Raw genomic sequence first — 25,975 nt, 5'->3', positions numbered from 1 at the left:
GTCATATGTGAGCTTCTCTTTTCTGGGATCTGAATCATCAAGAGACTCGCGAAGTACATCGATGATGGTCTGAACGATCTCAATGTTCTGCTTCTCATTGTGTCCGCCGATGTTGTAGGTCTCGAAAAGTCTGCCCTGTTCCTGAACCATATCGATTGCCTTGGCATGATCCTCAACATAGAGCCAGTCACGAACGTTCTTACCGTCGCCGTAAACGGGAAGTGCCTTACCCTCAAGAGCATTGTGAATCATAAGAGGTATAAGCTTCTCCGGGAACTGGAACGGTCCGTAGTTGTTGGAACAGTTGGTTATATTTGCAGGGAACTTATATGTGTCCATATAAGCCTTAACAAGCATATCTGAGCTTGCCTTACTTGCTGAGTAAGGGCTGTGAGGATCATAAGGTGTATCCTCATAGAAATAAGCGTTGGGATCCTCGGGAAGTGATCCGTAAACCTCATCGGTACTTACATGGAGGAATTTCTTTCCTTCCTTGAAGGAACCATCGGGAAGCTCCCATGCCTTCTTTGCTGCGTTAAGCATTGTAGCTGTTCCGAGAACGTTGGTCTCAACAAAGATCTCGGGATTAACGATTGAGCGGTCAACATGGCTCTCTGCTGCAAAATGAACAACTCTGTCGATGTCATTTTCCTCAAAAATCTTGTTGATGGCATCTCTGTCGCAGATATTTGCCTTAACAAATGTATAGTTGTCTCTTCCCTCGACATCCTTGAGGTTCTCAAGGTTACCTGCATAGGTAAGTACATCCACATTGATTATGCGGATCTCATTGTCATACTTCTTAAACATGTAGTGTATGTAGTTGGAACCGATGAATCCGGCACCACCTGTTACGAGATAAGTTCTCATTAAATATCCTCCAAAAAGAAAATCTTTATAAGTTATTTTGTATTCTAACTGTTTACATAAATTAATGCAAATTGCCGGGGAGATAAAATATTAAAATGCCGGCAAGTATAAGCGCCATTCCTATCAGTTTGTTTTTCGTAATCCCTTCCTTGAAGAAAATTCTGCTAAGGAACATGACCATGATATATCCGATAGGTTCTATTATTACGACATACATATAAGGCATATGTCCGTAGCAGATGATTGCCACAAACATCGATACCACCAGTAATCCGTATCCTCCGATAACCAGTATATTCAGATACTGTCTGATAAAGTTCGGATACTCTGTTCCGGAGCTCTTTTTAAGAAGCATCTGTGATATTGAAGCTATCAGCTGTCCGCAAAGGGCAAGTGCAATAAAAGGAATCATGCCGCACCTCCTTTATTAGGAGAATTAAGTACAATTGTTCCTGCTATTACAAGCGCCACGCCTATAACCTTGAGGAGTGTCACTCCTTCATGAAAAAGGATTGTACTCCACAAAAGCGACCACAGAAGAGTCATTGCTTTATTTGCATAGGCTATCGACAATTCAAATCGCTTTAAAAGCTGCTGCCAGAGTATCGCATATATACCCAGAACAGCAAAATCCAGGAGATACAGTAATATAAACTCTTTTGATAAAAGCTTGTAGTTGGAAACAAGTTTACTTATAACCGTCGTCAGGGAATAAATGAAAACAGCTCCCTGAAGAACTATGATAGCCCGAATCTTATTTCCCATATATAGCCTCCGCGAAATGAGTGGCAATATGCTTGTTGGCATCCTTATTTACATGAATGTTATCAAGCAGATTCTCTGCACTGTTCCCCTCATCTATAGTCCCGTAATAGTTATCTATAAAGGAGACTCCGGTCTCTCCGCAGGTATCGATCATATGCTGAAGGTATGTGGTAAGCTTACCGTTACCGAAGTCCACCCTGTCTCCGTTTTTAAGAAGTCCGTCTGCATCGTAGGCATAGCAGAAGGTAAAGGACATGCATACAATTCTTATAAAAGGATATTTTTCCTGAATCATTCTGATACCCGAATCCAATGCTCCCATGTAGGTTACAGGATCCATCTTATCTCCGGGATTCATACCGGGACGGAGCTTGATATAATCTGAAGCATCGTAGTAAATAACCAGAGTATCAACAGTATTCATATCAAGATCACAGAGCGCCTGAGCATGCTGCTCCAGTGTGATATCTCCCAAAGTCCAGGCTGCATCAAGAATTTCCTTCGTGCCATCCTGCGTTAATGCCTTTGCACAGTTATAAAAACTGAACTTATCCATGATGTCGCCCTGGCCATCAGCAGTTCCCAGTGCAACTGTACTTCCGCCAAATCCTGCATTTATCACAGTGCTTCCTGTACTTTTGGCAATCTGTTCACATACACCGTCTTCGGAAAGATCATAAGTAACGGAATCATTACCGAGTACAAGTATGGTCTCCCGGCCATCATCCTCATGCCCCTCTCTCTTATCGGAAGGCAGAAGAAAAATCTGATCAAGGATTTCTACATCATATTCCGAAGTATCCTCGTCGACCTGCTCAACATCTCTTCCTTTGTTCCACTTGATCAGTCTGAAAGATCCATAACCGATCAGTATAACGATGAGTCCGAGAATCACCAGATGTACCCATCCGGGTATTCCTCCACCGTTTCTGTTTCCTTTGTCCTCTGATCTGAAATCTGTCATAAAAAACCTCACTTACCTAAATAGATCCTAATCAGTATTCAGCAGAAAGCAACTCTTCAAAATCGAATTCCGCAATTATCCGCCGCATCTTTTGAAGTTCATCTCTGAACTCTTCAATGCTTCTGACTTCATGCGTTCCATCAGCAAAACACTCGGTCATATAGCGGTTTATTCTCGGATTATAATGCGTATAATCCGCATAGTTATTAAGGTCTGTCACTGTCTCCTCCATATTTTGAAAATAGAACAGACGCACATTATCATACTTCAAAAGTTCGTTTGCCGCAAACTCATATTGCTTCATCGTAGCTTCAAAATGATTTTCCGTGAGCACATTATTCCAGTAAAGAATGCTGTAAGGCGGGAAAAAAATATAAAAAACCGTATCCGGATTATTTTTTATAAATGGTAAAATATTTGTCTCCAGATTTTCTTTCGTCTGAGGTATCAGGAGATCAGCATCCATTTCATCGATAACAGCCTCCGGAGCCTCATAGCCGTGCATAACATACTGAATATTGTAGTAATCCTCCGTCCACCAGCTGGCGTAGACCTCGGACAGATTTGTTCCCTTTTTCTGGATAATCGGCTTGAGGATATACTCAAGAATCACATCCTTATTCCAGAGGTACTTCACATCATTTATGGGATTTTTGTCATAAAGGTACATCGGAAGCTCATACTTAATTTCATCCGTAGCCGCAGTCATAGTCGGTATATCAAGCCCTAAAAACACAGCCTTAACGGGATTCTTCTTCCTTGCTGGAGTATTTTTGTCAAATACAATACTTAAGATATTGTAATCATCTCGCGGATAAGCCCCACTGTAGGAGAGCTTGAGCGTATTTAGTCCCATAAGCTCACCAAAATCATCCGTATGGAAATTAACAGTCATTGATGATCCTATTATACAGCTGTCATAATCCATCCTCTCCGCCATTCCTGGATTTTGGGAAAGCTGATTATCCACGATATAGGGAAATCCCTGGAGCGGCGCATGAAAATGGAAAAACGGATCAACATAAATTACTATCGCCGATACAAAAAAAAGCAGCACCAGTACCACCGCGCAAAAGCTGAATATGAAGTTTTTGGCATTTCTTTTACTCAAATTTCATACCTCAAACTATCAGAAATTAACATACAAAAAGGTGCTGACACCGCCAAGGCTCAGGACTCCCCATACAAAAATCACTCCGTAGAGCATTGATACGGCAAGGGATCCCACCCTTGAAGCATCCTCTTTCTTACATATAAAAGCTGCACTTTTCTCTGCTATTTTCCTCGCCGTATTGCCGCCAAAAATCATAATTGCAGAAAAAATCAGTATTATCCACATACAAATGTAATTACTCTTACTCCATCCGGGTATAGGTGTGATTTTAAACATATACCAGATTTCATCCATCATAAAGCATTCCGCAAACTTGATTGATATATGGAGACCTCTCCAGGCATCGATATTGACAATTTTGCCAAGAAGAGTAAGTGCCTCGGGTATATCTTTTGCCCTGAAAAAAACCCAGGCTGCTGTCACATATATAAAGGTAAGAGCTGTATTAATGGCATGTCTAACTCCTAAGGCCATTACATTTCTAGCCTTAGCAAGATCTTTTTCACTTTCATCTTTGGCATGCGCGGCTACACGAAAAACCCTTAGAAGCACCATCAGCACGCCATGCATCATACCCCATATAACAAAATTCAGGCCATATCCATGCCATATTCCGCTAACCAGGAATACTATCAGAATATTGATATAAGTCCTTGAAATTCCCTTCCTGCTGCCGCCCAGCGGTATGTAGACATATCTTGTAAAGAACTTCGTAAGTGAAATATGCCATCTGTCCCAAAACTCAGCTATATTTCCAGAGGTATACGGAGCATCAAAGTTTCTTGTGAGCTCCATTCCAATCATCCTGCAGATTCCTTCAGCCATATCACAGTACCCGCTAAAGTCAAAATACAGCTGGAAGGAATATGAAACCGCAACCAAAATGGCATCGAGCGCTGACATAGTCGTAACGCCGCCATAACCAAAATCCACACCTTTTCCGAGCACCTGCGCAAGAAGCACCTTCTTGGCAAGTCCCATGGAAAACAGCATTATTCCGTATATGAAATCCTCTGCTTTTAGCTTTTTTTTACTAAGATCCTTAAGGCCACCCATTACACTCTTATAATCGGCAATCGGACCCTGCAGAATTTTAGGAAAAAAGAGAATGTAGCACAGATAATCGACAGGATTGAAATCTGCTTTTATCTCCTTTCCCAGCTCAGCTATAAACATTATCTGAGAAAAGGTGTAGAAGCTCACCGCAACAGGCATTGCGCCGCCGCCAAAAAACTTAAAGCCCGCAAGAAGCAGGGCATTACCTGTTATGGCAACAGCTTTTATTGCAGTCACAGAGCCATCTTTTTCTAAAACTACGCTTTTTATCTTTTTACATAATACACATGAGAATATCAGATTCCAGACAATGCTCAAAAGAAAGATACAGATAGAAAAAGCTCCGTATCCCACGAAGAAAAAGGCTGACATTACTATCAGCCATAGCTTCATCAGCGTATCCGCTCTCTCATTTTCAGATAAAAAACGCTGAATCCCCCATACTCCCAAAAGGAAGACGGGTAGAAATATGAAAATAAAGGAATATGAATTAAATGTCACTGAGCAATCTCCGGATCCTTATAGATATTGTATCCACCAACCATATTTACTAATTCCAGTCCCATATCCTCAAGTTTTACATCAATCTGTCTGTCTTTGTACATAACAATGTAATTGCACTGAGCCTGTCTCGTAGCCTCTAAAAGTTCCTCTGCATTGATAACTTCGGGTTTTTGAAAAGCTACGTAAACGGCATTGTAATAATCATTATGGATGACGTCACGTCCGTAAGGCATAAGAATATTCGTGTCATACTGCCTTACAAAATGGATAAACTCCTCCGGGAACACCGCTCTTACTCTGGGTTCTCCCTCCTCCGGACTTATCTCATCACATACATCGATAACAACCTGCGGAATGTGGTAAGCGTTTTCTGCATCCTTAACATACTCATTTTTATAAACCAGGCTTCCGCTAAGGATTATAAGTGCACTGACAACCACCAGTCCGATCCGCTTATGCTCCATGAATAATTTGCATCCTGCATAAGCTATTATCGCACTCATGGGAATAAGCCATAAAATTCTGTAATAAGTATCTCCACCATCTGGAATTTTTGCCACATATGCAATTCTGGTTACCGGAATAAAAAATCCCACTAAAATGATCAGAGGAGCCACGACCATAACAAGCTTTTTCCTCATATCCTTTTCAGCAATAAGAAGATACAGCATTGAAGCTAAGAACAGCACAAGAAGATATCCATTACCGCCATACTGCTTGAATATAACCCAGGCCTCCATAAAAATTCCGTACATTTAGTCACGTATAATCCAATCATGTTAGAAAAGTGATTGGATTATTCCTTTCTCCCAGGTTCTCTGGGCTATTTCTAATCCTTTTCTGATATATTTATTTAGGCACTGTGGATCTGTTGCTATTTCATTACAGCTTTGACTGGTACGAGGTGACTCAGACCACAGCTTTTCGTCTAATACTGGTAATTAGTTTGTTAACGCTTGACGTTTAGATTTACGTGATTACACAGTCGATTTCTCTGTGGTAGACAACAGTGCCCACTATAATAATCAGGAGGTTTTTTCTAATGTCTATGTACTTTGCTGGAATTGATATTTCCAAGTACAAACATGATTGCTGCATTATAGCTGCAGCCGATCAATCTGTAACAGCTAAGTTCACTTTCAAAAACAATAAAGAAGGATTTGAACAGCTTCTCACTACAATCAACTCATTATCCGGTCCTGAGGACATAAGAATAGGGTTTGAATCAACATCTCATTATGCCCTGAATCTTGAGCTTTTCCTTGAAAACGCCTCGCTAACGTTCATGGAAGTAAATCCAGTCCTGATATCGGAATATAAAAAATCGACCACTCTAAGGCGTACAAAAACCGATTCTGTTGACTGTGAATCCATTGCTCGCTGGTTAATGACTGTTGAGTACAAACCCCATTCAAAAGGATTTTATCACTCTTATTCTTTAAAGTCATTAACACGTCTTCGTGACAGGTTAGTCCGTCAAAGATCCTTATATCTTGTTAAACTCACAAATGTTCTTGATCACACTTTTCCGGAGTTCAAGCCATTCTTTAATGAGAGCTTTTCTAAAACTGCTTTATATTTATTAGAAAACTACGGCTCTGCCGAGAACATGTCTGCCATGAATGAAACAGACTATAACGAACTCCGACGCATATCTCGTGGTAAGTTCTCTCCTCAACAGTTCTTGGAGTTGAAGCGTTTAGCGGCTGATACTGTTGGTATCAATAATTCTATATTTGATGTTGAACTTGAAAGCTTACTATCCCTGTACAAATCCTTGGTCAAAGAAATCAATACTCTTGAGGGTGAGATTATAAGGCTCATCAAAGAAGTTCATCCTCATTTCATGACCATTCCAGGAATTGGTCCTATTTCTGCTGCAGTAATCTACGCAGAATACGGGGATATCTCTAACTTTTCATCACCCGCACAGATGCTTGCTTTTGCTGGAATTGAACCAAGTGTAAATGATTCCGGTACAGAATCCAACGGTGGCAAAATGGTAAGGCATGGATCATCTCAGTTGCGGTATGTATTGCTAAACTGCTGTATTCCTTTAATTCGTTTCGATATGACTTTTGCAACTTATTATGCCAAGAAACGTCATGAAGGCAAACCACATAGGGTAGCTATAACCCACGTTGCGAAGAAACTCATCCGAGTAATCTTTGCTTTAGAAAAACAGGACATAGACTTCAATTCTCAAAAACTACGCTAATCACGAATAGCATCGAATCCGGTTACCATCTGAAATACGATGTATTCAGATGGTTTATTAAAGTTACCCTCCCGCCAATAATTTCAAAAATTTCTCTAAAACCTATTGACTACTAATAGTTTGTCACCTCACTATAATGACGCATATATCAGCAGATAAATCCCGGTAGGTACTACTGACAGTATAGCCTTGGGAATTATCCTAAAATCTCTCGTATATATAAGAAGAAGCAGCGAAAAGAGTCCTGCCAGACCTGTCCCGAAAACAATACCCATGGAACTCATAATTCCCGCAACCATATTGAGAAGAAAAAGAAGTATCCATGCGCTGTTACGGACCACTCTTAATCCTCCTCCGGTCTCCTCATTCCATAAAAATCCCGGTTTTCTGCAGTCATCAAACATCCACAAAAACAGCCAGATGACAAACGGTAAAACAAAATTTGCCACCATGGATTTTCCCTGCCAGGTTCTCATCATAAGAAATGTCTCAGGAGTGTATATGGAAGTGTTGCCAAACATCGCCATAAGCGAAATAAAAATCATATAAACAGGCAAAATATCCTGCCTTCTTCCCATAAGAATACGTCCAATTTCCAAATAGATGAGATAAGTCATTGGAATTAAAACGAATGGCATTACCACGTGTGAAACAATAGTTGCGTGAATACCACTCATTTTTGCAATAAAAGCTATCCACATCGTAAATACAGCCAAAGCATGCCTGCTACCAAGTGGAGTAGAGATTCCTAAATATGGATGAATAGTGTTCATGACATCAGCCTGCTGGGCGAGGACTGATTCCACAACGTAATAAGCATCATCACCATCAAAGGGTGCCTTTACAACAGCCATAACAAGCTGGAAAGCTACTAACAGTGCAAAAAGCCCCCAATATATCAGACTCTCTTTGGAATACTGGAACTTCATTACTCTGACATCAGTTCTGGGGCTTATCATTGCCTCCGGCTTCGCTCTCTGATCCCCCGGAAAAAACAAAAAGAAGATATTGGCTCCCTTTGTATAAGCTCTTTGAACATCCCATAGTCTTGCGGCAAATCCCACAACAGCAAGAAAAATTTCCACTCCCGCGTAGACTATACTGCATTTATGAAATGCCCCATATTGTATCTTAAGCATGCACCAGATTGCGATAACCTCAAAAACAGCAAAGGACAGCAGATATCCGCACAAAAAGGTAATGCCTATTGTTTTTTTGGTAAAGGGCAGGATTCTCTGAACTAAAAATCCCATACCCATCGGCACTATAAACAGCCACAATAATAGAACCAGTGCGGATGTCACCCACATACTCAGTTAACCTCCTCCCTCAGCATAGCTTCAAGGTGTTCTGCAAAAATGTTAATTCCCGTGAGGTTCTCTCCGCCTCTGGGGATAATAAGATCAGCATATTTCTTACTGGGCTCAATAAACTGTTCATGCATAGGCTTGACGGTCTCTGCGTACTGTGTGAGTACCGATGATACGCTTCTTGCACGCTCAATAGTGTCCCTTCTGATTCGGCGCATAAGTCTCTCGTCAGCATCAGTGTCGACAAACACCTTAACATCCATAAGATCCCGCAGTTCCTTGTTCTCGAGGATAAGAATGCCCTCAAGAAGAATTACCGGCTTAGGTACAATATGTATTGTCTGATCTGAGCGGTTATGGATTGCATAATCATAAACCGGGATATCCACTGCTTCGCCGCTTTTGAGCTTTTGAACATCCCTGATAAGAAGCTCGGTATCAAAGGATGACGGGTGGTCATAGTTAAGTCTTGATCTCTCATCATAAGTAAGATCATTGTGTGCCTTATAGTATGAATCATGGCTTATAACCACAATGTCATCACCGAATTTCTCTCTTATTCTGTTTACGATGGTGGTCTTTCCGGAAGCTGATCCTCCCGCGATTCCTACGATACATATTTTTTTCATTTTAGAACCTCACTATCTTTTATAACTTAAATAACGGACTCCTTATTCATCAATCTCATAGCTGTGAGAAGACTCGCAGTAGATATGTGAAAGGATTTCGCCGTTCTCATTATCATAGGTCATGATCTGAACATCATCCTTTAAATGCTCATCATCATAGAGGAAATTGGTATCCTCATCCGATGTAAGATACAACAGCCTGAATCTTTTTTCAACAGGAATGTAGGTCATCTCCCCCATAGCTGTCGACATATTCTCAAGCTGCTCATAATCAGCAGCTTCATACACATTACCGGAAGCCCTGTCTATGAGCATGAAATATTGCTGATGATTCCGCGAAGCCTCATATACCTTTTCAGTTCCAGTCAGATTTGAAATCAGATGAACAAACCACGGATCCTGAAGTGCGGGTGAATCCTCGTTTACATATACTATAGCGCTTGTTTTTCCAAGAGTAAGCATATTGAGCTGTGTTGTCAGGAGCCTCTGCCTGATCGATAAGGACCTGACCTCCTTGTTATAGGCTTTACCCAGCTTATCCCAGTTCGAATAAGCTTCGTCTCCTCTGTGGTCGATAAGGTCAGCGTTTTCAGAAAGCCACCCTCCGATGTAATCCGTGACCTTCTTTGCTCCGGTGGAAGATAAATGTCCCGGATCTGCAAGATCTGTCATAGGATCGATGATTCCATCCATATTCAGCATATTGATGTAAGGAACACCATAGGTTGCAGCAATATCCGCAGCTGAATTGGCAGACTGAATATCCTGAACCTCTGCTGAAAACGGCAGATAGGTAAGAACAATTCCTATCCCGTCCCTCTGGCATTCATCTATTATCTTCATAAGATATTCTTCACAGACAGTGTGCTCGGGAAGTCTCTCCTCCGGGTTATACTCCGTCATATCATTGGTATTCCACTCAAGCTCATGCTTCATCTCCGCACCCATGAGCATATTGTACTCTCCATCACCGGAAAGTCTCTGGAAATCCTTCTGTTCCAGTTCGCTCCATCTGTTGTGATATACGATAAAATCGAAAAGATACTGATACTGAATCTTTGGATCATGTACAAGGTCCTTCACAGCCGCGATCTTCAGCTTGCTGAGAGGATAAGCATCCATATTCAAATGAAGCTGACTTATAGCCGCCTGCTTGAATTCCTCGGGTGTCTCCTCATACATCTCATCTACATACTCATAATTTCTGTCCATCATAAAGCAGTCAACCACCACATACTTTGGCTTGCAGTAATCAAGCGCTCTTATGAGCTGCCAGTAGCTTTCCTTCAGAAGGCTTCCGTGACCGCCGAGGTTATAAGATGTAATCCCGTAATCCTCATACAGATCAATGGGATTTATGCCGTTTATAACATGAGATGACCCTATGAAAAGAACATCCAGATGATCTTTTTTTGCCTCTTCAAAGAAGCTCTTGTTCTTCATGTAGCTGGTTTTTCTCTCTGTAACAACCATCACAGCAAGCAGAACAGCTGCAAGCAAAACAAGAAAAACCGCTGTTTTTATTACAAGACTTACTTTTCTCTTCATGACATAATCCCTTAAAAGTTTTGATAAATGAATCCGGCGGCATCATAGCCCGGGCCCCAGATTCCACAGGTAACTATCAGAGTAACTGCTGCTATGTATATAAGCCATCTAAGCCATATTCCCTGCGTAGTTATCTTCTCAGCCACCTTTATTCCATGCTTATTTGCGATATCCACACCTATAAGAAGGCCTATGGACATCAGGAGAAGCAAAACATTTGGTCTGTCCAGACCAAGCTCGTATATTGTCCCCTTGCTGATAAACCATGGTGCCGGCTTCCAGATATGAAACACCATATAAAGTGCGGAAGCAAAATCCTGAACCCTGAAAAAGATCCAGGCGATGTTCACAAGCATAAATGTGATAAGCGTTTTTAAAAGCCTGTGAGAAAAACTGTTTCTTACCACATTAAAGGTATCACACAGGCGATCCCTAAGCGGTTTAAGTACGTGACCCAGAACCTGATAGATTCCGTGCAAAAGCCCCCAAATAGCAAAGGTATAGGTAGCACCGTGCCACAAACCGCTAAGCACGAAAACAATCAGTATGTTTATATACTTTCTGACAGTTCCCTTTCTGTTTCCTCCAAGAGGAATATACAGATAGTCCTTAAACCAGGAAGAAAGTGAGATATGCCATCTTCTCCAGAATTCCTGAACAGTTGCTGATGTATAGGGCGCATCGAAGTTTTTCATAAGATCAAATCCAAGCACCTTGGCACAGCCTATGGCGATATTGCTGTATCCGCCAAAATCACAGTAAATCTCGAAGGTATAGAGTATGGATGCTATGAGCGTAGCAGTTCCCGCATACTTAACGGGGTCCGCATAGATGGAAGAGACAAGTATTGCACATCTGTCGGCTATAACCATTTTCATAAAATAGCCCCACATCATCTGCAAAAGTCCGTCTCTCATCCTGTCATAGCTGAAATTCTGGGGAGTTCTGAATTGTCTGAGCATATGTCCCGCTCTCTCTATAGGTCCCGAAGTAACCTGCGGGAAAAATGAGATGAACAGCGACAACAAAAGAAAGTTCTTCTCTGCATACAAATCCCCTCTGTAGACATCAACCAGGTATCCGATTGCCATAAACATGAAAAACGACATACCTGCTGCCGACAGGAAGGTTAATCCCGTATATTTTGACAGAGCAAGAACCAGAAGATTCGCACATATTACAACAGCTAATACAGCTTTTTTCTTTCCGCCCTCAAGCTTTTCTAACAGTCTTCCTCCCACATAGGTGGATACCGATGTGAAAAGAAGCACCGGAAATCCCCTGAGGTCAAGGGATAAATAGAAAGCCCAGCTTATAAGAAAGAGCCAGATATAACGCACTTTCTCGGGTAGCAGAAAATAGATAAATGCCATCACGGGCAGAAATATTAAAAACTGTATTGAAATCAGCTGCATTATTTGACCTCATTACTATCATTTTATTTTTTGTCTCTTAAGAGACGATGGTATTAACGGCCGATACTGTCCTTGTAATACCAGAAATCAAAATTGGTGATCGTAAAGTAAGGAAGATCCTCCACTTCCTTTCCGCGCACCTGCTCAATAAGATGAGCCAAAACGGCTGAATATATCTGTCTGCCCTTCTCGGTATAGTGAAGTCCGTCTGACAGATAATCCTCATAGGTCTCCATCTTAAGATCAAACTTGGACGCATACATTGAATCAAGGTAAGGGAAACCTGCAGAGTTTGCAAAATTACTTGCTGTATTCGCATACTCTTTAAGAGGTCCTATTCCCTTGCTGACAACATTGCTGTCTCCGATAAGCTGTCCGGAACTGTTGTACCATACGCAGTATGAGGGGCTGCAGATAATAAACTTCGCTTTGGGACTTATCTTCTGCAAGGTCTCAACACCCTCTGTAAGCGCACCGTTATAGGTGTGAATATCATTGTTGTTGCTAGGATTAAACAGGTCCTTACCGTTTATATAATCATTTGCTCCGTATTCAATAACATAAAGGTCAACATTTTCCGGTTTAACCTTCTGAAAATCCTCGTACATAGCATATGCACTAAGATAATCGGAAGGGCAAACTCCTGCAAGCGCATAGCAGATACCCACGAAGCAGGAATCGTTAAAGCTTGAAACATCAAGATAATCCTCTCTTCCAAGTGATGCAGAGGTTCCGCCTATCGCAAGGTTATAGAACTTAACATCCTTATCGAGAAGGCAGCAGGTGTATGCGGGAATCTCTGACGCTGTGCCTCTCGCGTTATCAAACTGACTGTCTCCCATGAAAACAATATCATAGTTCTTATCTTCTTCAGCCGGAGCTTCTGTAGTGGTTTCTGCCTGCTGCTCGGGCTCCTCTGCAGCAGTCTGGTTTACCGGCTGTACCGGCTCCTCTACAGGAATCTCAGGCTCAACTATTTCTTCCGGAGCATAAGAAACCGCTTCTGTTGACGCATTTGATGCTGCATCGGGTTCTGCGGAAGCTGTATCTGCAGGATTTGCCTCCCCCGCATCGCCTGAACTTTCTTCTACAGATGATGCACTGTCCGCAGCGTCACTTGCAACTATAGATTCTTCCGTACCGGCCATGGAAGCCTGTTCGCCTCCCTCACTATTAGTTTTGGAAGGATCATCACAACCAAAAAGTGACGTACCAAGTATAATGGTAGTCATTAACATCGCTATTTTTCTTTTCATAATATTCCTCCTAATACAAAGCACCTCTCCCAAACCGGGTTCAGGAATTACGCATAAGGCGCTTCTTCTCTGAGTGGAGACTTATAAGTCTCATCTCAAATTCTCTTCTGTGATTTATGGTTAAGTTGTGTAATATCATCCCCGCAAACAATGATAATACCGCTGCGAGCATGACAAATCCGCAGACTATAAGTGTAGGAAACTTGGCAACAAGACCGGTTTCAAGGTATTCAGCAAATATCGGAATGAAAAATACAAGCGATACAACTGCCAGAATCAGTGAAACGATCGAAAAAAATCCCATGGGCTTATAGTCCCTGTAAAGTCGTGCAATTGTCATGAGAACTCTCATGCCATCGGAATATGTATTGAGTTTTGACTCTGATCCCGCAGGTCTGTCGCGGAATTCGATGATATAATTTTCAATCTGCATGTGGTTATTGACCGCATGTATTGTCATCTCGGTCTCAATCTCAAAACCGGTAGATAAAACAGGAAAGGTCTTTGCAAACTCATAGCTAAAAGCCCTGAATCCTGTCATAACATCTCTGATATCGCAATCGAAGAGGCGATTAATGCTTCCTCTTACCAGGCTGTTGCCAAAATTGTGAAAAGGTCTCTTATTCTCTGTAAAATATGTCGATGAAAGTCTGTCTCCGACTACCATATCGGCATTCTTTTCAAGTACAAGGCTGCACATACCCGGAGCGGCATCCATAGGATATGTGTCATCTCCGTCAACCATGACATAGCACTCAGCATCAATCTCGCGAAACATTCTTCTGATTACATTGCCCTTGCCCTGAACATACTCATGGCGAACAACCGCACCGTTTGCCTTGGCAATCTCCGATGTGCGGTCAGTGGAATTATTGTCGTATACATATATCACAGCATCCGGAAGCGCTGCCTTTGAGTCTTTTATTACTTTTTCTATCGTCTGTTCCTCGTTATAACAGGGAATCAGTACTGCGATCTTATCCATTCTTTCTTCACCTTTTTAGTTTTCTAATCCGTAGACATAAATTATATACGGAGATGAAGGATCCTCATAGGTTCCCTCGAGGTAAAGCCCCTTCTCCGAGGCATTGCCTATCTCTATTCTGGAGAAAATATATTTACAATTAAGCTCCGAAAGAGCCTTCGTGTCTATGTAAATATCCGTGTCAGTGACGCCGGTATAGCTCCTTGTAGCCATTACGATAGAATCGTCCGTTCCGGAATAAAGATAACAGCGTGCACCCCAATCATCGAAATAGATTCTGGTATTCTCTTTTCTATCAAGCGCCGGGGCTATTACTTTTCGGAACTTCTCTTTATATTCCTGGGAATAAAAGCCAAGATAGCCATCCAGTGTAGATATCCCGTTATACTCAAGCACGGCCGGATGCATTCCGTAGGCAACCGCCCACTGACTTTCATCATAACCGATATCGCCTTTTATTTTATCAAAAAGCCGGCTGGAATAAAACTCTCTGTAGCTTAGCCTGTCTACCTCCTGCCCCGTCTTTATCCTATATGCTGTGCCGTAGGCGGTGTCATATACATCATTGTAATGCTCTGAACAAAGCAGTATTACAAATACAGCTGCAATTGGTATCACTCTTGCCGCAATCCTGAAAACCACATTCTCTTTTCGTGCCATCCTTATGCATACAACAAACAAAGATGCATACCATATAAACGGGCTAAAGAAAATGGTTCTGTTAAACTGCCACCCTGTCAGCGGCGGGAGTAAAAAAGCTACAAAATTTCTCATTCCCTCGCTGTAATACAGGCCGTATATCAGGCTGTTAAACACAAGAAGAACCGCGAAGAGATTGTAGATATCATGCACCATACCCTTGAAATCCCTGCGAAGAATATATCTCACATTCAGAAAAACGAAGTAGACCGTGCATATCGGAAGAACCAGAAAACGGTGAGCGTCATCCGCGTGCATCATACCGCTTGTAAATACAGCCGCACACTCGCCCATTATCTGTGAAAATCCCATCGAAGCATCCTTCATGGTGCTTCTTATGGTCACTTCATCGGAAAAGAGCATCTCACCGAAAAGCCGGTATTCAAAGGCTACGAACCCAAGAGCAAGGATAACAAGCGCAAGGCAAAGCGGCAGTGAAAGCTTTCTGTCTGCTATCAGTCTCCATATAATTGCCAGTACCAGATATCCCAGAATAAACATTCCGAAATATGAAAAATATGATACTACCGGATACAGGAATAAAAGAATGAAATATTTTACGCAGGCACGGCTAAACCCCAGCCTGTATATTTTTCTCAAAAGATAAATAACCAGAGGTATTGAGGCAAAGGCTATACCAAAGGCCGGGAAAAGATTCAAAATCCCATAAGCAAAAGCACATATCCAGGCGATGTCACCGGGGTTTTCATTTTCCATCATATCCCCAGCAAGAAGCAGACAGGATACGATCGCTATCACTATTTTCAGTAAATATCCGAGAACATATGCGATATATGTGGGAAAGAGCATAAAAAGAACACTGTATAAGTAGAACTCACCTGGAAGGTTGTCTCTGCTTATTCCATTAAGAAATGGGACATTCGCGCCTTGAGCAAAGAATGTCCCTGTGTTTTTCATCATTTTATACTGGGCCACGAACAGGTCCAGATTGTCGGGTATAGCTATGTAGCTGTTCTCTCCTACTATCATAAACATAGCAAAAACAGCTATCATAAAAATGCTGATAAGGCAGATATACCACCTTGTTGCGATTTTAACGGTTATTGAACCCACAATTCCTCCAATCGCTGACTTAGTCTTCCTTTTTGAAAATGCCCATTCTCTCATGTCCGCCGAGCTTATTGGGATCTCTTCCCTCAAGAATAGCCTGAACAATTGTCATTCTGAAGCCTGCATCTATGAAATCGCAGTGCTTACAGAAAGGCTCATTCTGACGTCCCTCGGCAATTTTTCTTCTTACTGCCATGAATTCTTCCGAAGCCCAGCCATCTTTAAGACTTGTAGTCGAAAGATCTGCATAATTGGTCACTTCATAGTTATCACAACAGCAAAGTCCAAGCTTTCCGTTGGGCATTATCCACATATCCGTGAAGGGAAGAAGACAGGTCTCCTTGATTACCTTCTCGGTTGCCTGCTTATTGGGAGCAGAACCTGCTCTGTTGGTAAGTACTTCTTCAAGATATCTCATCTGAATCTCTATCTCGAGGTCCTTAAACTCATCGGGATTAGCCTTAACGTACTCATAAACCTCTTGAATATTCTTATGAAGCTTGAACTCCATACTGTAGTTATTGATTATGAGCTGATTGATATAAGGCTTAATCTGCTTAACCTTATCAATATTAAGGATAAGTCCGTTCGTACTCATAAAGATGAAGCTGTCCGGAAGTTTCTCTCTTGCATATTTATGACGCTCAACAATCTTGGTATCAAGCCAGGGCTCGTTGTTACCATAGAGTGTAAGATGTCCCTTATAACCCCAGTCTGCGAGCTGATCGATTATGCTATTGTAGAGATCGTCATCGATTTTGCAAAGAGGTCTCTTCTCAGCATGAACATTGGCAGTACAGAAAGCGCAGGTGGAATTACATCTGTTGATGGTCTCGATGTTAACCACGTTCGGCATCGGTACTTCTTTTGCATTCATGAAATAATCTATATAAGCCTGCTGCTGTTTGTGTCTCGTAGCAAACTGAAGTTTAAGATAAGCTTCGCTGGCAAGCATGGGAAAATGCTTCCTTGCGAACCATCCGAATTTACCCATAAAACTGTTAACCTTGATTGGCATTTTACTTCCTCCAAAATAATAACTACAACAGCGCTTATTATATCATAGGTAGTAATTTTTTCAACATAGCGTTTGACTTAGGGTGCTCATGTTCCCTATAATTAAGGCATTGGGGGATTTTTTCTAATTCTTTCTTGGGAGAAGTTTATGGGGACAGCTAATACGGTATCACTTATTATCTATCTGGGGATGATTGTTTTTGCTCTTTTTCTTCACACCAAAAACAATAAGAACTCTGCCTATCAGGTTTATGTATCGGATGTTATTTTCAATAAAGTATACACTGTCCTTTTGCCCACAGCTATCATTTTGATAGGTGCCGCTTTAAGACTTTACCGGCTTGCAGGCATTCCAGCAGGACTCCATCAGGACGAGGCTTCCATCGGATATGAGGCCTACATTCTCTCTGCCTTCGGACTTGACCGCGACGGCAACCCGTTTCCCATTTATCCCATAACCTATGGCTCAGGCGGCGGCAGCCCCCTTATGATCTACTTAAACGTTATTACCACTAAGCTTTTGGGCAGCAGTGCTCTTTCTCTTCGAATTCTTCCGGCTATCCTGGGAATAGCAACGCTTGTGGTTCTCTTTTTTCTTATCAGAATTCTCAGCAGGGAAACCCTTTTAAGTGAAAAAAGCGCCATACCGTTCCAGCGTGTAACAGGGGAATATTTGTGGCTTCCTCTCGTAAGTGTTGCCATAATGGCACTCGTTCCATGGCATGTAATGCTCTCAAGATGGAGCCTTGACTGTAATACCACGCCTTTCTTTGTCGTTTCTGCGCTCCTGCTATTTATACTCGGAGGGGCAAAAAAAGAACGCGGAACCATATTTTATGCACTTTCCGCAGTCGTTTATTCTCTTTGTCTGTACAGCTACGGGGCTGCAACCTTTGTCATCCCCCTTCACCTTATCATCATGTGCATTATCTGTGTAAAATCAGGAAGAATGACGATGTCTCAGGTAAAACTAGGTGTTGGTATTTTCCTCCTGGTATCCCTGCCTCTCCTTGTATTTTACGCAGTTAATTTCCTTAATCTTCCGGAAATCATTACTCCGATTTTTTCAATCACAAAGTTTACTGCGAAAAGGTCGATATTTGCTTCCGGAGCCGGTTTGTTTCCTGCTATTTTCGTTAATTTCATCACCATGATAAAAAATATGACTCTCGGTAATTCTTCCGAGCAAATACTAAGCTATATACCCGGATTTCCTCCGTTTCTGGCTTTTACTTTTCCAATGACAATTCTCGGAATAGTTATCAGCTTTATTCGTGCCAAGGGCGGTTCTTTTATGGACCTGATAATGAACAGCCTTTTTTATCCCTCATTTATCTTCGGTCTTTTCGTGGAAGAAGATATAACCCGGATGGTGCTAATCTTTATCCCGCTTGTTTTTTACCTGGCTCGCGGGTTTGTATTTGTTGTGGATGAATTTGTCACTGTACAGAAAAGCTCCTACAAAAAACATATCAAGGCTCTGGCAGTAGCCGCAAAAGCCCTGCCTCCGGCTCTTTTCTTCATCGGCGCATTTTTGTTTGCACAGGTTTATTTCACAGATTATAACAACCTTAGTGCGGAAGCTTTTATGCCCGGCTACGGAGAAGCCTGCGCATATGCAGAGGATATTATTTCAAAGGAGGGCACGATTTTCTCAACCTATGAGCATGTTTCGGCGCCTTTCATGATTGCCCTTTATTACACAAAAACACCGCCGGAAGATTTCCTTCAGACGGTGCACTATAAAGATCCTCTTGCTGAATTCAGAATTGCCGATTCCTTCACCCATTTCAGATTCGGTCTCCCTGATGATATGAATGACAACCTTGCATTATATCTTGCGGAGGGCAGTGTTTTTATTCTTCATAAAACTCAGCTGCCGACTCTTGAAGAAATCCCCGGATATGATGCGGAAAGCATGGGCATTAAGGCTTTTGGTAACTTCTGTGTTATCTCCGCTTCGTCAAACCGGAAATAAAGGATATCGTATTTTTTATCCCATACGCTCCGAAAGGAAGAAGCGTTAGATAATACCTGATAATATATCTGGATGATCCCTCCCATATCTCATGGAACAGCATCCCACCGAAAACAAACAGTATCAGAAGAGCCTGAGGTAAATCAAGGCTCTTTTTTCGTATGGTCGCAAAGCAATAGATGCACACACCGAAATATACCAGAAAATGAGCTACATCCATTACTGCCTGAAAAATCTTAGACCAGGTGCCATAAATAAGAGAATGGGCAAACGCTGACTTCGACTCTGAATGTCTCATGGACAGCTCATAATTTCTAAGAGAAATATGTGTGGGATCCGCCCACTGGGTAAGGAGCTTTCTTACATAGAATTTAACTGCATGCAGAGGTCTTTCCCTGAATTCGGAGAGTCTTTCATCTATTGCTGCCTTAGCCTTTTCTCCGGTGAGTTCGGGGTCATAGTCAGCTTCAGCGTAGGTATTCCAGTTAAATCCGTTATACCATCCCCACTCTCCTTCTCCCTCCTGCATCGCCATGGCAAAATAGGTTGAACTGGGAACGCCATCAGGATATTCAGAAAGTCCGGCCTTTTTCGCATATACATTTCCTATAAGCTTCAGCGGACAAAGAGCCATGACCACAAGAAGAATGATAAAAGCAGCGCTCATGACGCATCTTCCCCTGAACTTATCAGCCTTAGTCAGAGCACCCTGAAGCAGATCTGCCACAAGGAGAATAGCCATCGCAATAAGCGCTATATAAAGATTTGTTTTTAAAAGGCACCCAAGCCCCAGAAACAATGCCGCAAACAGTTCATCCTTTATCTCATGCTTTTTCAGATAACATATCTCAAAGTACAATGCCAGAATTCCGGGTGCTACTGACCAGATGTCGTTGTATACATAAGTGACATAAGAATACAGGAAAAACATCAGAAGCGATAAAAGATCAAGCACCTCGCAGATTCCATCATCTTCGAAAAGTTCACGGGTTATTTTGTGTAAAAAAATAACGCTCACTAGTATCGCCGCCAGATTGATTATCTGAAACACAAGATAATTACTTGGTCCGAAGACGTCAGCTAATATCTGCCCGATTGCCACGTAACCAATCTGAAACGGATACACAAACATGTAGCCGCCCTTCTCAAGGCTGCTGTAATCCCCGGCATTGAATGCGTTTATTATTTTATCCAGCGTAAGGCCGTCCGTTACCGCCACCGCATCCGAAGTAAAAATGATCACAAGGCACAAAAGTGCTTCTGCGATAAGAACGATCGAAAAAAGAACTTTTTTATGCGTTTTGGTAATGAAATAAGCTGCCAAAAGAAACAAAGCAGCGCCTACTATCAGAATCAGATAATTCTGCGCGCCGAATCTCGGAAGATCCGCTCCCTGATCAGTGTCGTAATATATAGTGGTAACGGAGCTCGCTGCAAGAATTAGCAGACAAAGCGCAGTAAACGGCACAAAAAATACCATTGCAAGTTTTCTTAAAGCCTTATGCACGATGGCCTCCAATTCTCTTTATAAGGTCAAATGCCACTATGGCATAAACAACGATCTGAACTGCAGATATTACTGTAATCGGTAATGTTTCCTGCTTGAACAAAACCATAATATATACAAGCGTGGAATTTAGATTCATCAGTGCGGCAGCCCACAGCTTTTGCCTCTCCAATGTAAGACAAATCGCAGTCATCAGAAGTACAACGGCATAATCGTATCTTTCGTGCATTCCCGGCAGGAACATACAGCAGGTCCATGCCATGAAAACACCGAAATATAGAACATTTTGCTTCTTTCCAAGAAATTCCGCATGTTTTAGTACGTAAACAGCCATAACTCCAAGAACCACTACAGCCATAATAACAGCGGGGAGCGTTAATATCTCATCGAAATTATCAAGTCCGAAGTTATAGAAATTGGGATAATAGGACACCATACCGTATCCTTCAGTCGAAACCTCCTGAGTCTGAGAAAGGTAGGCAAGATAAGTTGCTTTAAGCCCTCTCCTGCAGAGAACGCAGGGAAGTCCCAATATCAAATACATAACAGGTATCCAGAAGAACTCCAGAATACTGTACTTTTTCTTTGCAAAATAGAGCACCATAAAAAGCGGCACAAAGAAGATTGCCTGAAGTTTAAATCCAAAGGAAATCGCAAGAAAAATAAAAGCCGTCCTGTAATTATCCTTCAAAAGATAATACAGCGATATAACAAGGAATACTACGTAGATGGCATCGCACTGCTTCCACAGAGCCCCGTTCCAGACAACAAAGGGCAAAAACAGCGTAAGCACCGCGCCAAAGGAAGCCTGTAAGGAAGCCTTATCTTCTGTAATTCCCCTCTCCGCCAGGATAAGGATAAGAATTTTCCGTACAAAAAAGGCACTTACAAACTCTGCGATCATTGAGAAAACAGCCAGTGGAATATAGGGCTCACAGGGAAAAAGCGAGCAGATAGCATACATGACGTTATAAGGCACATAGTAATCACCTATATCCTTGGACAGTCCGCCAAAAAAGCCATACTCTCTGTATGCCTGAACCCAGGGAAGGTAGTAACTCTCGTAATCCGGAGAGAGTGTTGTTTCCGGTATCATTTTTACTCTTATCAAAACTGCCAGAAGCAATAAAACGCAGAGTGCAAGCTTATCGAGATTATCGTTAACAAAAGCAATAAGCCACCTATCAAATCCCGTCACCCCGGCCTTTATTTCCTTTTTATTGCCATTATCTCTTGCGTTTGTACTCAAGAAAACCTCCCAGTGCATTGAAAATCATTGTTTCAATGTAACTTTGTTTTTATGATAATATTCTGCGACAGCTTTGTTAAGCCAGTCTTTTTCATCTTCCGTTATGTCCGAAAAGAAAAGGAGCGTGGGATGAACCGAGTAAGGTGAAATCTCTGCGTCCTTAATTTTTCCATCTTTTAAAACCGTGAGCCTATCGTTAAACTCAGCCTTGTAGGTCGCTGCATCATGCGATGCGATGTCTCTGACTGCAGCCGTCCCGGTATATAGGTTTATCTCAGGCTTTAACGCAATAGCAGATGCCGCGATAAATCCCGCACCGACAAAAACTATAACCTTTGAAGCGTGTTCACCAAGAAAGGCATCCTGAAGAAGGTCTCCGGGTTTTCTCTTTGATAAGGCATCGTCATCAAGGAGTTTTGCAGGTTTAATCACATATCTAATCCATCCACAGATATATCCGATGATCAATATCAGCAGGAGCATCCCCTGCATATAGAAAAGCGCCTGAATTCTTCCGGCCTCAATACTTCCCGTTGCATAGATTGGTGGTGTAATTTCTGCCGCTGTCAGTAAGAAGCAGAATGAAGCAAAAAGAACAGGATGATCAAATCCATAAAACCGCTTGATTCTTCCCGTTGCCTTCCACAGAAGGGGTATAAGAAGTGCCAGAAGTACAATCACCGGCCAGGTAAGCCATTTTCCAAGCATCGCATCAAATGTGTAGTAGATTGCCATAAGAATTGCTTTTATGGGATTATACGCAGCTGCAGAAGATCTCTTAGCATTTCCCGGTGCTATCATTGCCAGGATCAGCCCTATTAGCATGCATATAGCAGGAGAAACAACTCTTCTGAATCCGGAAAATCGCTCCGCAATACGTACCACAAGCTTTTTCCTGTATTCAATCTGCTTCTCCAGCGAAGCCTTTCCAGAACACATCGATACCACTGATATTATTAAAATACATACTGATATTATTCCGAGGCTCAGTGAAGTCATATAGTTGGCTCCGCCAAGCAAAAAACCAAGGATAGATAAAAGGACAATCTTGTAGCTCTTATAATACTCGGCATTTGCGATTTTCATAAGAAATCCCAGCCACAAAAGCCCAAGACCAAACATAAAAAGATAGTTTATCGCACCACTGTACCAGAAAAGGCTCTCCACCCTGCTCATTCCGGCAGGCATGCACTGTATCAGAATAAAATAGATAACACCGGTTATGCATCCGGTGAGGTGCTTTTCCACTCTGAGAACATTGTGCAAAAGCTGCCGAAGGAAATAGCAAAGCCCTACGGTAAACATCAAAAGAACAATCCATGTTCCGAGAAAATAAAGCTTCTCTCCGAATACATGAGGTGCCAGAGCCGTGAGCGCATCACTGAAATACACTCCGGTCCAATTCAGGTAATACCATACTCCCATATATACAGCTTCAAATACCGCCGCAAAAATGCCGCCGGAGACAAAGGCTTCATGGACTTCATAGGCCATACTGAAATCGTCTGCAGAAGGCACATTATAAAGCGAAACAAAAAGTATGGGGAGAACGGCTATAACATTTATCAAAAACAGAATAATTCTAAGGCTTTTTACCTTTATATTCTTTTTCATGTATCGGCTCCGGTTTACTCAAAGGAATTTATGCAGTCTATTACATAGGTCTGTTCTTCATCAGTCATCCCGGCATAAATGGGAAGCGAAAGAACTTCATTGGCATAGCTTTCCGTTATGGGAAGAGCACCTTCCCTTATTCCCAGGTATGAATATGCTTCCGAAAGATGCGGCGGAATGGGATAATGAATAATGGTTGTTATGTTATTATTCTTCAGATATTCCATGAATTCATCCCTGCGATCCTTAACTCTGATCACATACTGATGCCATACGCTGGTGGCTCCGTCTGCCACCTGAGGCTTAATAACAGGGGGATTGGTAATACCCTCAGCATATTTCCGAGAGATTTGATAGCGTTCGTTATTTATCTCTTCTATATACTTGAGTCTGACCCTTAAGAGTCCCGCCTGCATTTCATCCAGTCTTGAATTGGCACCAACCACCATATTGTGGTAGCGCTTCTCACTGCCGTAATTGCGGTAGATTTTCATGAGTCTTGCAAGTTCCGGATCATTTGTAGTGATAGCCCCGGCATCTCCGAAGGCACCCATGTTTTTGGACGGGTAAAATGAAAAGCATCCGATATCTCCGAAGCTTCCCGTCATCTTCCCATCAAAAAGAGCTCCGTGGGACTGCGCGCAGTCCTCTACAAGTCTCAAATTGTACTTTTTGCAAAGAGCGGTAATCTTGTCCATTCTCGCAGCCTGTCCGTAGAGATGAACCACAAGAATAGCCTTGGTTTTGTCAGTTATCTTCTCTTCGATCTTAGAGACATCTATCTGATAATACTCATCAGGTTCAACAAAAACGGGTGTTGCGTTATTAATGGTTATTCCCATAACGCTTGCTATGTATGTATTCCCCTGAACAATAACTTCGTCGCCCTCACCGATTCCCAGCACCTTAAACGCCAGCCAAAGTGCATCAAGGCCACTGGCAAGGCCCACGCTGTACTTTGTCCCGACATAGGAAGCAAATTCCTCCTCAAAGCTCTCCACTTCCTTGCCGAGAATATACCAGCCCGAGCGAAGAACCTCCAGAGCCTTTGCCTCATATTCATCCTGATGTCTTAAGAAGCCGCGATCCATACGGCTTTGCATTATATTATCCATTTAGTTGTCTCTTCTTTTTACGTATCCTGCATACCAGTCAACAAAACGGTGGATGCCGTCCTTAAGGGGTGTGTCAGGTTTGAAGTCGAAATCTTCCATAAGGTCGTCTACATCAGCAAAAGTTGCCTCAACGTCTCCGGGCTGCATGGGAAGAAGTTCTCTGTGTGCCTCGAAATCGAAATCCTCCGGAAGAACTCCGTGAGCAACAAGCTCTTTCTGAAGAAGATCCACGAAGTCCATGAGGTTTTCGGGATTGTGGTTACCGATATTGTATACTTTGTAGCGGTTGCCCTTTTCATCTTCATCGGGTTTGTGCTGCATTACATTCACAACGCCTGTTACGATATCATCGACATAGGTGAAGTCACGTCTGCAGTTACCATAGTTGAAGATCTGAATTGTATCGCCTCTGAGGAGCTTATCCGCAAAGAGGAAAAGTGCCATATCAGGTCTTCCCATAGGACCGTATACAGTAAAGAAACGAAGGCCTGTAGTAGCCATGTCATAGAGATTACTGTAGGAATATGCAAAGAGCTCATTGGATTTCTTGGTAGCAGCGTAAAGTGACAGCGGATGATCCACCTGATCCTTGGTGCTGAACGGAAGCTTTGTGTTTCCGCCGTATACGCTTGAGCTTGATGCATAAACAAGATGCTCAACCTTGGGATCGGAGTGTCTGCATGCTTCCAGAATATTGTAGAAGCCGATAACATTTGCTTCGATATAAGCACCGGGATTCTCGATTGAATATCTGACTCCGGCCTGAGCAGCAAGGTTTACAACAACTGCAGGCTTATACTTTGCAAATACCTCGTCCACAGCTGCTTTGTCAGCAATATCGCCCTTTACAAAAATGAAGTCTTCATATTTTGAAAGCTTCTCAAGTCTCTCTTCCTTAAGACGAACATCGTAGTAATCATTAACATTGTCGTATCCGACAACCTTTATATCTTTAAATTCATCAAGTAGTCTTGCGGCAAGATGAGAGCCGATAAATCCGGCAGCACCTGTGATAAGAACTGTTTTGCCATCTAACTTAACATTTTTTTCTTTCATTACTAAAAACTCTCCTTAAAATGATATAATAACAT

22 protein-coding genes are annotated in these 25,975 nt (G+C 42.2%); 2 read left to right on the top strand and 20 right to left on the bottom strand.

Annotation, left to right across the window (positions count from 1 at the left end; translation table 11 throughout):
• The 7 genes from rfbB to BMW61_RS04980 all read right to left on the bottom strand — a co-directional run.
• Window positions 1-870 (bottom strand): dTDP-glucose 4,6-dehydratase (gene rfbB / locus BMW61_RS05010; protein WP_091820127.1); only part of this gene is annotated, 870 nt, incomplete at its 3' end.
• 61 nt (window positions 871-931) lie between these two features.
• The gene (locus BMW61_RS05005) at window positions 932-1,282 is read right to left on the bottom strand and encodes a DMT family transporter (RefSeq protein ID WP_022763143.1); all 351 of its coding nucleotides are present in this window, start codon (window positions 1,280-1,282) and stop codon (window positions 932-934) included.
• The gene (locus tag BMW61_RS05000; RefSeq protein ID WP_026498268.1) at window positions 1,279-1,635 is read right to left on the bottom strand and encodes a DMT family transporter; all 357 of its coding nucleotides are present in this window, start codon (window positions 1,633-1,635) and stop codon (window positions 1,279-1,281) included. Before BMW61_RS05000 ends, BMW61_RS05005 begins: the two co-directional genes overlap by 4 nt.
• Window positions 1,625-2,599 (bottom strand): SGNH/GDSL hydrolase family protein, encoded by a 975-nt coding sequence (locus BMW61_RS04995; protein WP_022763141.1) that lies wholly within the window; start codon window positions 2,597-2,599, stop codon window positions 1,625-1,627. Before BMW61_RS04995 ends, BMW61_RS05000 begins: the two co-directional genes overlap by 11 nt.
• A 31-nt stretch (window positions 2,600-2,630) precedes the next feature.
• The gene (locus tag BMW61_RS04990) at window positions 2,631-3,710 is read right to left on the bottom strand and encodes a hypothetical protein (RefSeq protein WP_022763140.1); all 1,080 of its coding nucleotides are present in this window, start codon (window positions 3,708-3,710) and stop codon (window positions 2,631-2,633) included.
• An 18-nt stretch (window positions 3,711-3,728) separates the two neighbouring features.
• Entirely contained in the window at window positions 3,729-5,270 is a 1,542-nt protein-coding gene (locus BMW61_RS04985) for an MBOAT family O-acyltransferase (protein WP_091820125.1), read from the bottom strand.
• The gene (locus BMW61_RS04980) at window positions 5,267-6,028 is read right to left on the bottom strand and encodes a hypothetical protein (RefSeq protein ID WP_139176210.1); all 762 of its coding nucleotides are present in this window, start codon (window positions 6,026-6,028) and stop codon (window positions 5,267-5,269) included. The genes BMW61_RS04985 and BMW61_RS04980 overlap by 4 nt, the downstream gene beginning before the upstream one ends.
• Window positions 6,029-6,315: 287 nt before the next feature.
• On the opposite strand from BMW61_RS04980, the gene BMW61_RS04975 reads away from it, so the two are divergent.
• Window positions 6,316-7,491, top strand: a complete 1,176-nt coding sequence (locus BMW61_RS04975) for an IS110 family RNA-guided transposase (RefSeq protein ID WP_022763603.1) — start codon at window positions 6,316-6,318, stop codon at window positions 7,489-7,491.
• A 131-nt stretch (window positions 7,492-7,622) separates the two neighbouring features.
• Here the strand turns inward: BMW61_RS04975 and BMW61_RS04970 are convergent, their stop codons facing one another.
• From BMW61_RS04970 to BMW61_RS04935, 8 genes are read right to left on the bottom strand one after another with little or no spacing between them, the layout of a single operon-like run.
• Window positions 7,623-8,801, bottom strand: coding sequence for a DUF6077 domain-containing protein (locus BMW61_RS04970; protein ID WP_091820122.1), 1,179 nt, complete (start codon window positions 8,799-8,801; stop codon window positions 7,623-7,625).
• A gap of 2 nt (window positions 8,802-8,803) precedes the next feature.
• Complete coding sequence (udk, locus tag BMW61_RS04965; protein WP_022760252.1) at window positions 8,804-9,430, bottom strand: uridine kinase; 627 nt, start codon at window positions 9,428-9,430, stop codon at window positions 8,804-8,806.
• A gap of 42 nt (window positions 9,431-9,472) precedes the next feature.
• A complete protein-coding gene (locus tag BMW61_RS04960; protein WP_091820121.1) occupies window positions 9,473-10,978 on the bottom strand; it encodes a hypothetical protein in 1,506 nt (501 codons plus the stop codon).
• A gap of 11 nt (window positions 10,979-10,989) precedes the next feature.
• Entirely contained in the window at window positions 10,990-12,393 is a 1,404-nt protein-coding gene (locus tag BMW61_RS04955) for an MBOAT family O-acyltransferase (RefSeq protein WP_091820119.1), read from the bottom strand.
• A 53-nt stretch (window positions 12,394-12,446) separates the two neighbouring features.
• Entirely contained in the window at window positions 12,447-13,649 is a 1,203-nt protein-coding gene (locus tag BMW61_RS04950; protein ID WP_091820118.1) for an SGNH/GDSL hydrolase family protein, read from the bottom strand.
• 40 nt (window positions 13,650-13,689) lie between these two features.
• Window positions 13,690-14,634 (bottom strand): glycosyltransferase family 2 protein, encoded by a 945-nt coding sequence (locus BMW61_RS04945; RefSeq protein WP_022760256.1) that lies wholly within the window; start codon window positions 14,632-14,634, stop codon window positions 13,690-13,692.
• 15 nt (window positions 14,635-14,649) lie between these two features.
• The gene (locus BMW61_RS04940; protein WP_175475101.1) at window positions 14,650-16,407 is read right to left on the bottom strand and encodes a DUF6044 family protein; all 1,758 of its coding nucleotides are present in this window, start codon (window positions 16,405-16,407) and stop codon (window positions 14,650-14,652) included.
• Window positions 16,408-16,426: 19 nt separating this feature from the next.
• On the bottom strand, window positions 16,427-17,422 hold the full coding sequence (locus BMW61_RS04935) for a radical SAM/SPASM domain-containing protein (protein WP_091820115.1): 996 nt from the start codon (window positions 17,420-17,422) through the stop codon (window positions 16,427-16,429).
• Between the two features lie 147 nt (window positions 17,423-17,569).
• On the opposite strand from BMW61_RS04935, the gene BMW61_RS04930 reads away from it, so the two are divergent.
• Window positions 17,570-19,399, top strand: a complete 1,830-nt coding sequence (locus BMW61_RS04930) for an ArnT family glycosyltransferase (protein ID WP_091820113.1) — start codon at window positions 17,570-17,572, stop codon at window positions 19,397-19,399.
• Here the strand turns inward: BMW61_RS04930 and BMW61_RS04925 are convergent.
• Genes BMW61_RS04925 through BMW61_RS04905 form a run of 5 tightly spaced genes read right to left on the bottom strand, consistent with a single transcriptional unit; the run spans window position 19,371 to window position 25,940 of the window.
• Window positions 19,371-20,906, bottom strand: a complete 1,536-nt coding sequence (locus BMW61_RS04925) for a glycosyltransferase family 39 protein (RefSeq protein ID WP_091820112.1) — start codon at window positions 20,904-20,906, stop codon at window positions 19,371-19,373. The genes BMW61_RS04930 and BMW61_RS04925 overlap by 29 nt on opposite strands.
• Window positions 20,899-22,155 (bottom strand): hypothetical protein, encoded by a 1,257-nt coding sequence (locus BMW61_RS04920; protein WP_091820110.1) that lies wholly within the window; start codon window positions 22,153-22,155, stop codon window positions 20,899-20,901. The genes BMW61_RS04925 and BMW61_RS04920 overlap by 8 nt, the downstream gene beginning before the upstream one ends.
• A 24-nt stretch (window positions 22,156-22,179) precedes the next feature.
• Window positions 22,180-23,769, bottom strand: coding sequence for a DUF6056 family protein (locus BMW61_RS04915; protein WP_026498279.1), 1,590 nt, complete (start codon window positions 23,767-23,769; stop codon window positions 22,180-22,182).
• A gap of 14 nt (window positions 23,770-23,783) precedes the next feature.
• Window positions 23,784-24,884 carry a DegT/DnrJ/EryC1/StrS family aminotransferase gene (locus BMW61_RS04910; protein WP_091820109.1) on the bottom strand — a complete coding sequence of 367 codons (1,101 nt, stop codon included), beginning with the start codon at window positions 24,882-24,884 and terminating at the stop codon, window positions 23,784-23,786.
• Window positions 24,885-25,940, bottom strand: a complete 1,056-nt coding sequence (locus BMW61_RS04905; protein ID WP_022760264.1) for an NAD-dependent epimerase/dehydratase family protein — start codon at window positions 25,938-25,940, stop codon at window positions 24,885-24,887. It lies immediately after the preceding gene.
• Window positions 25,941-25,975: the final 35 nt, after the last annotated feature.

The organism is Butyrivibrio sp. ob235, from assembly GCF_900109475.1.
Taxonomy (GTDB): Bacteria; Bacillota; Clostridia; order Lachnospirales; family Lachnospiraceae; genus Butyrivibrio.
This window is presented reverse-complemented; position numbering and strand designations above follow the sequence as displayed.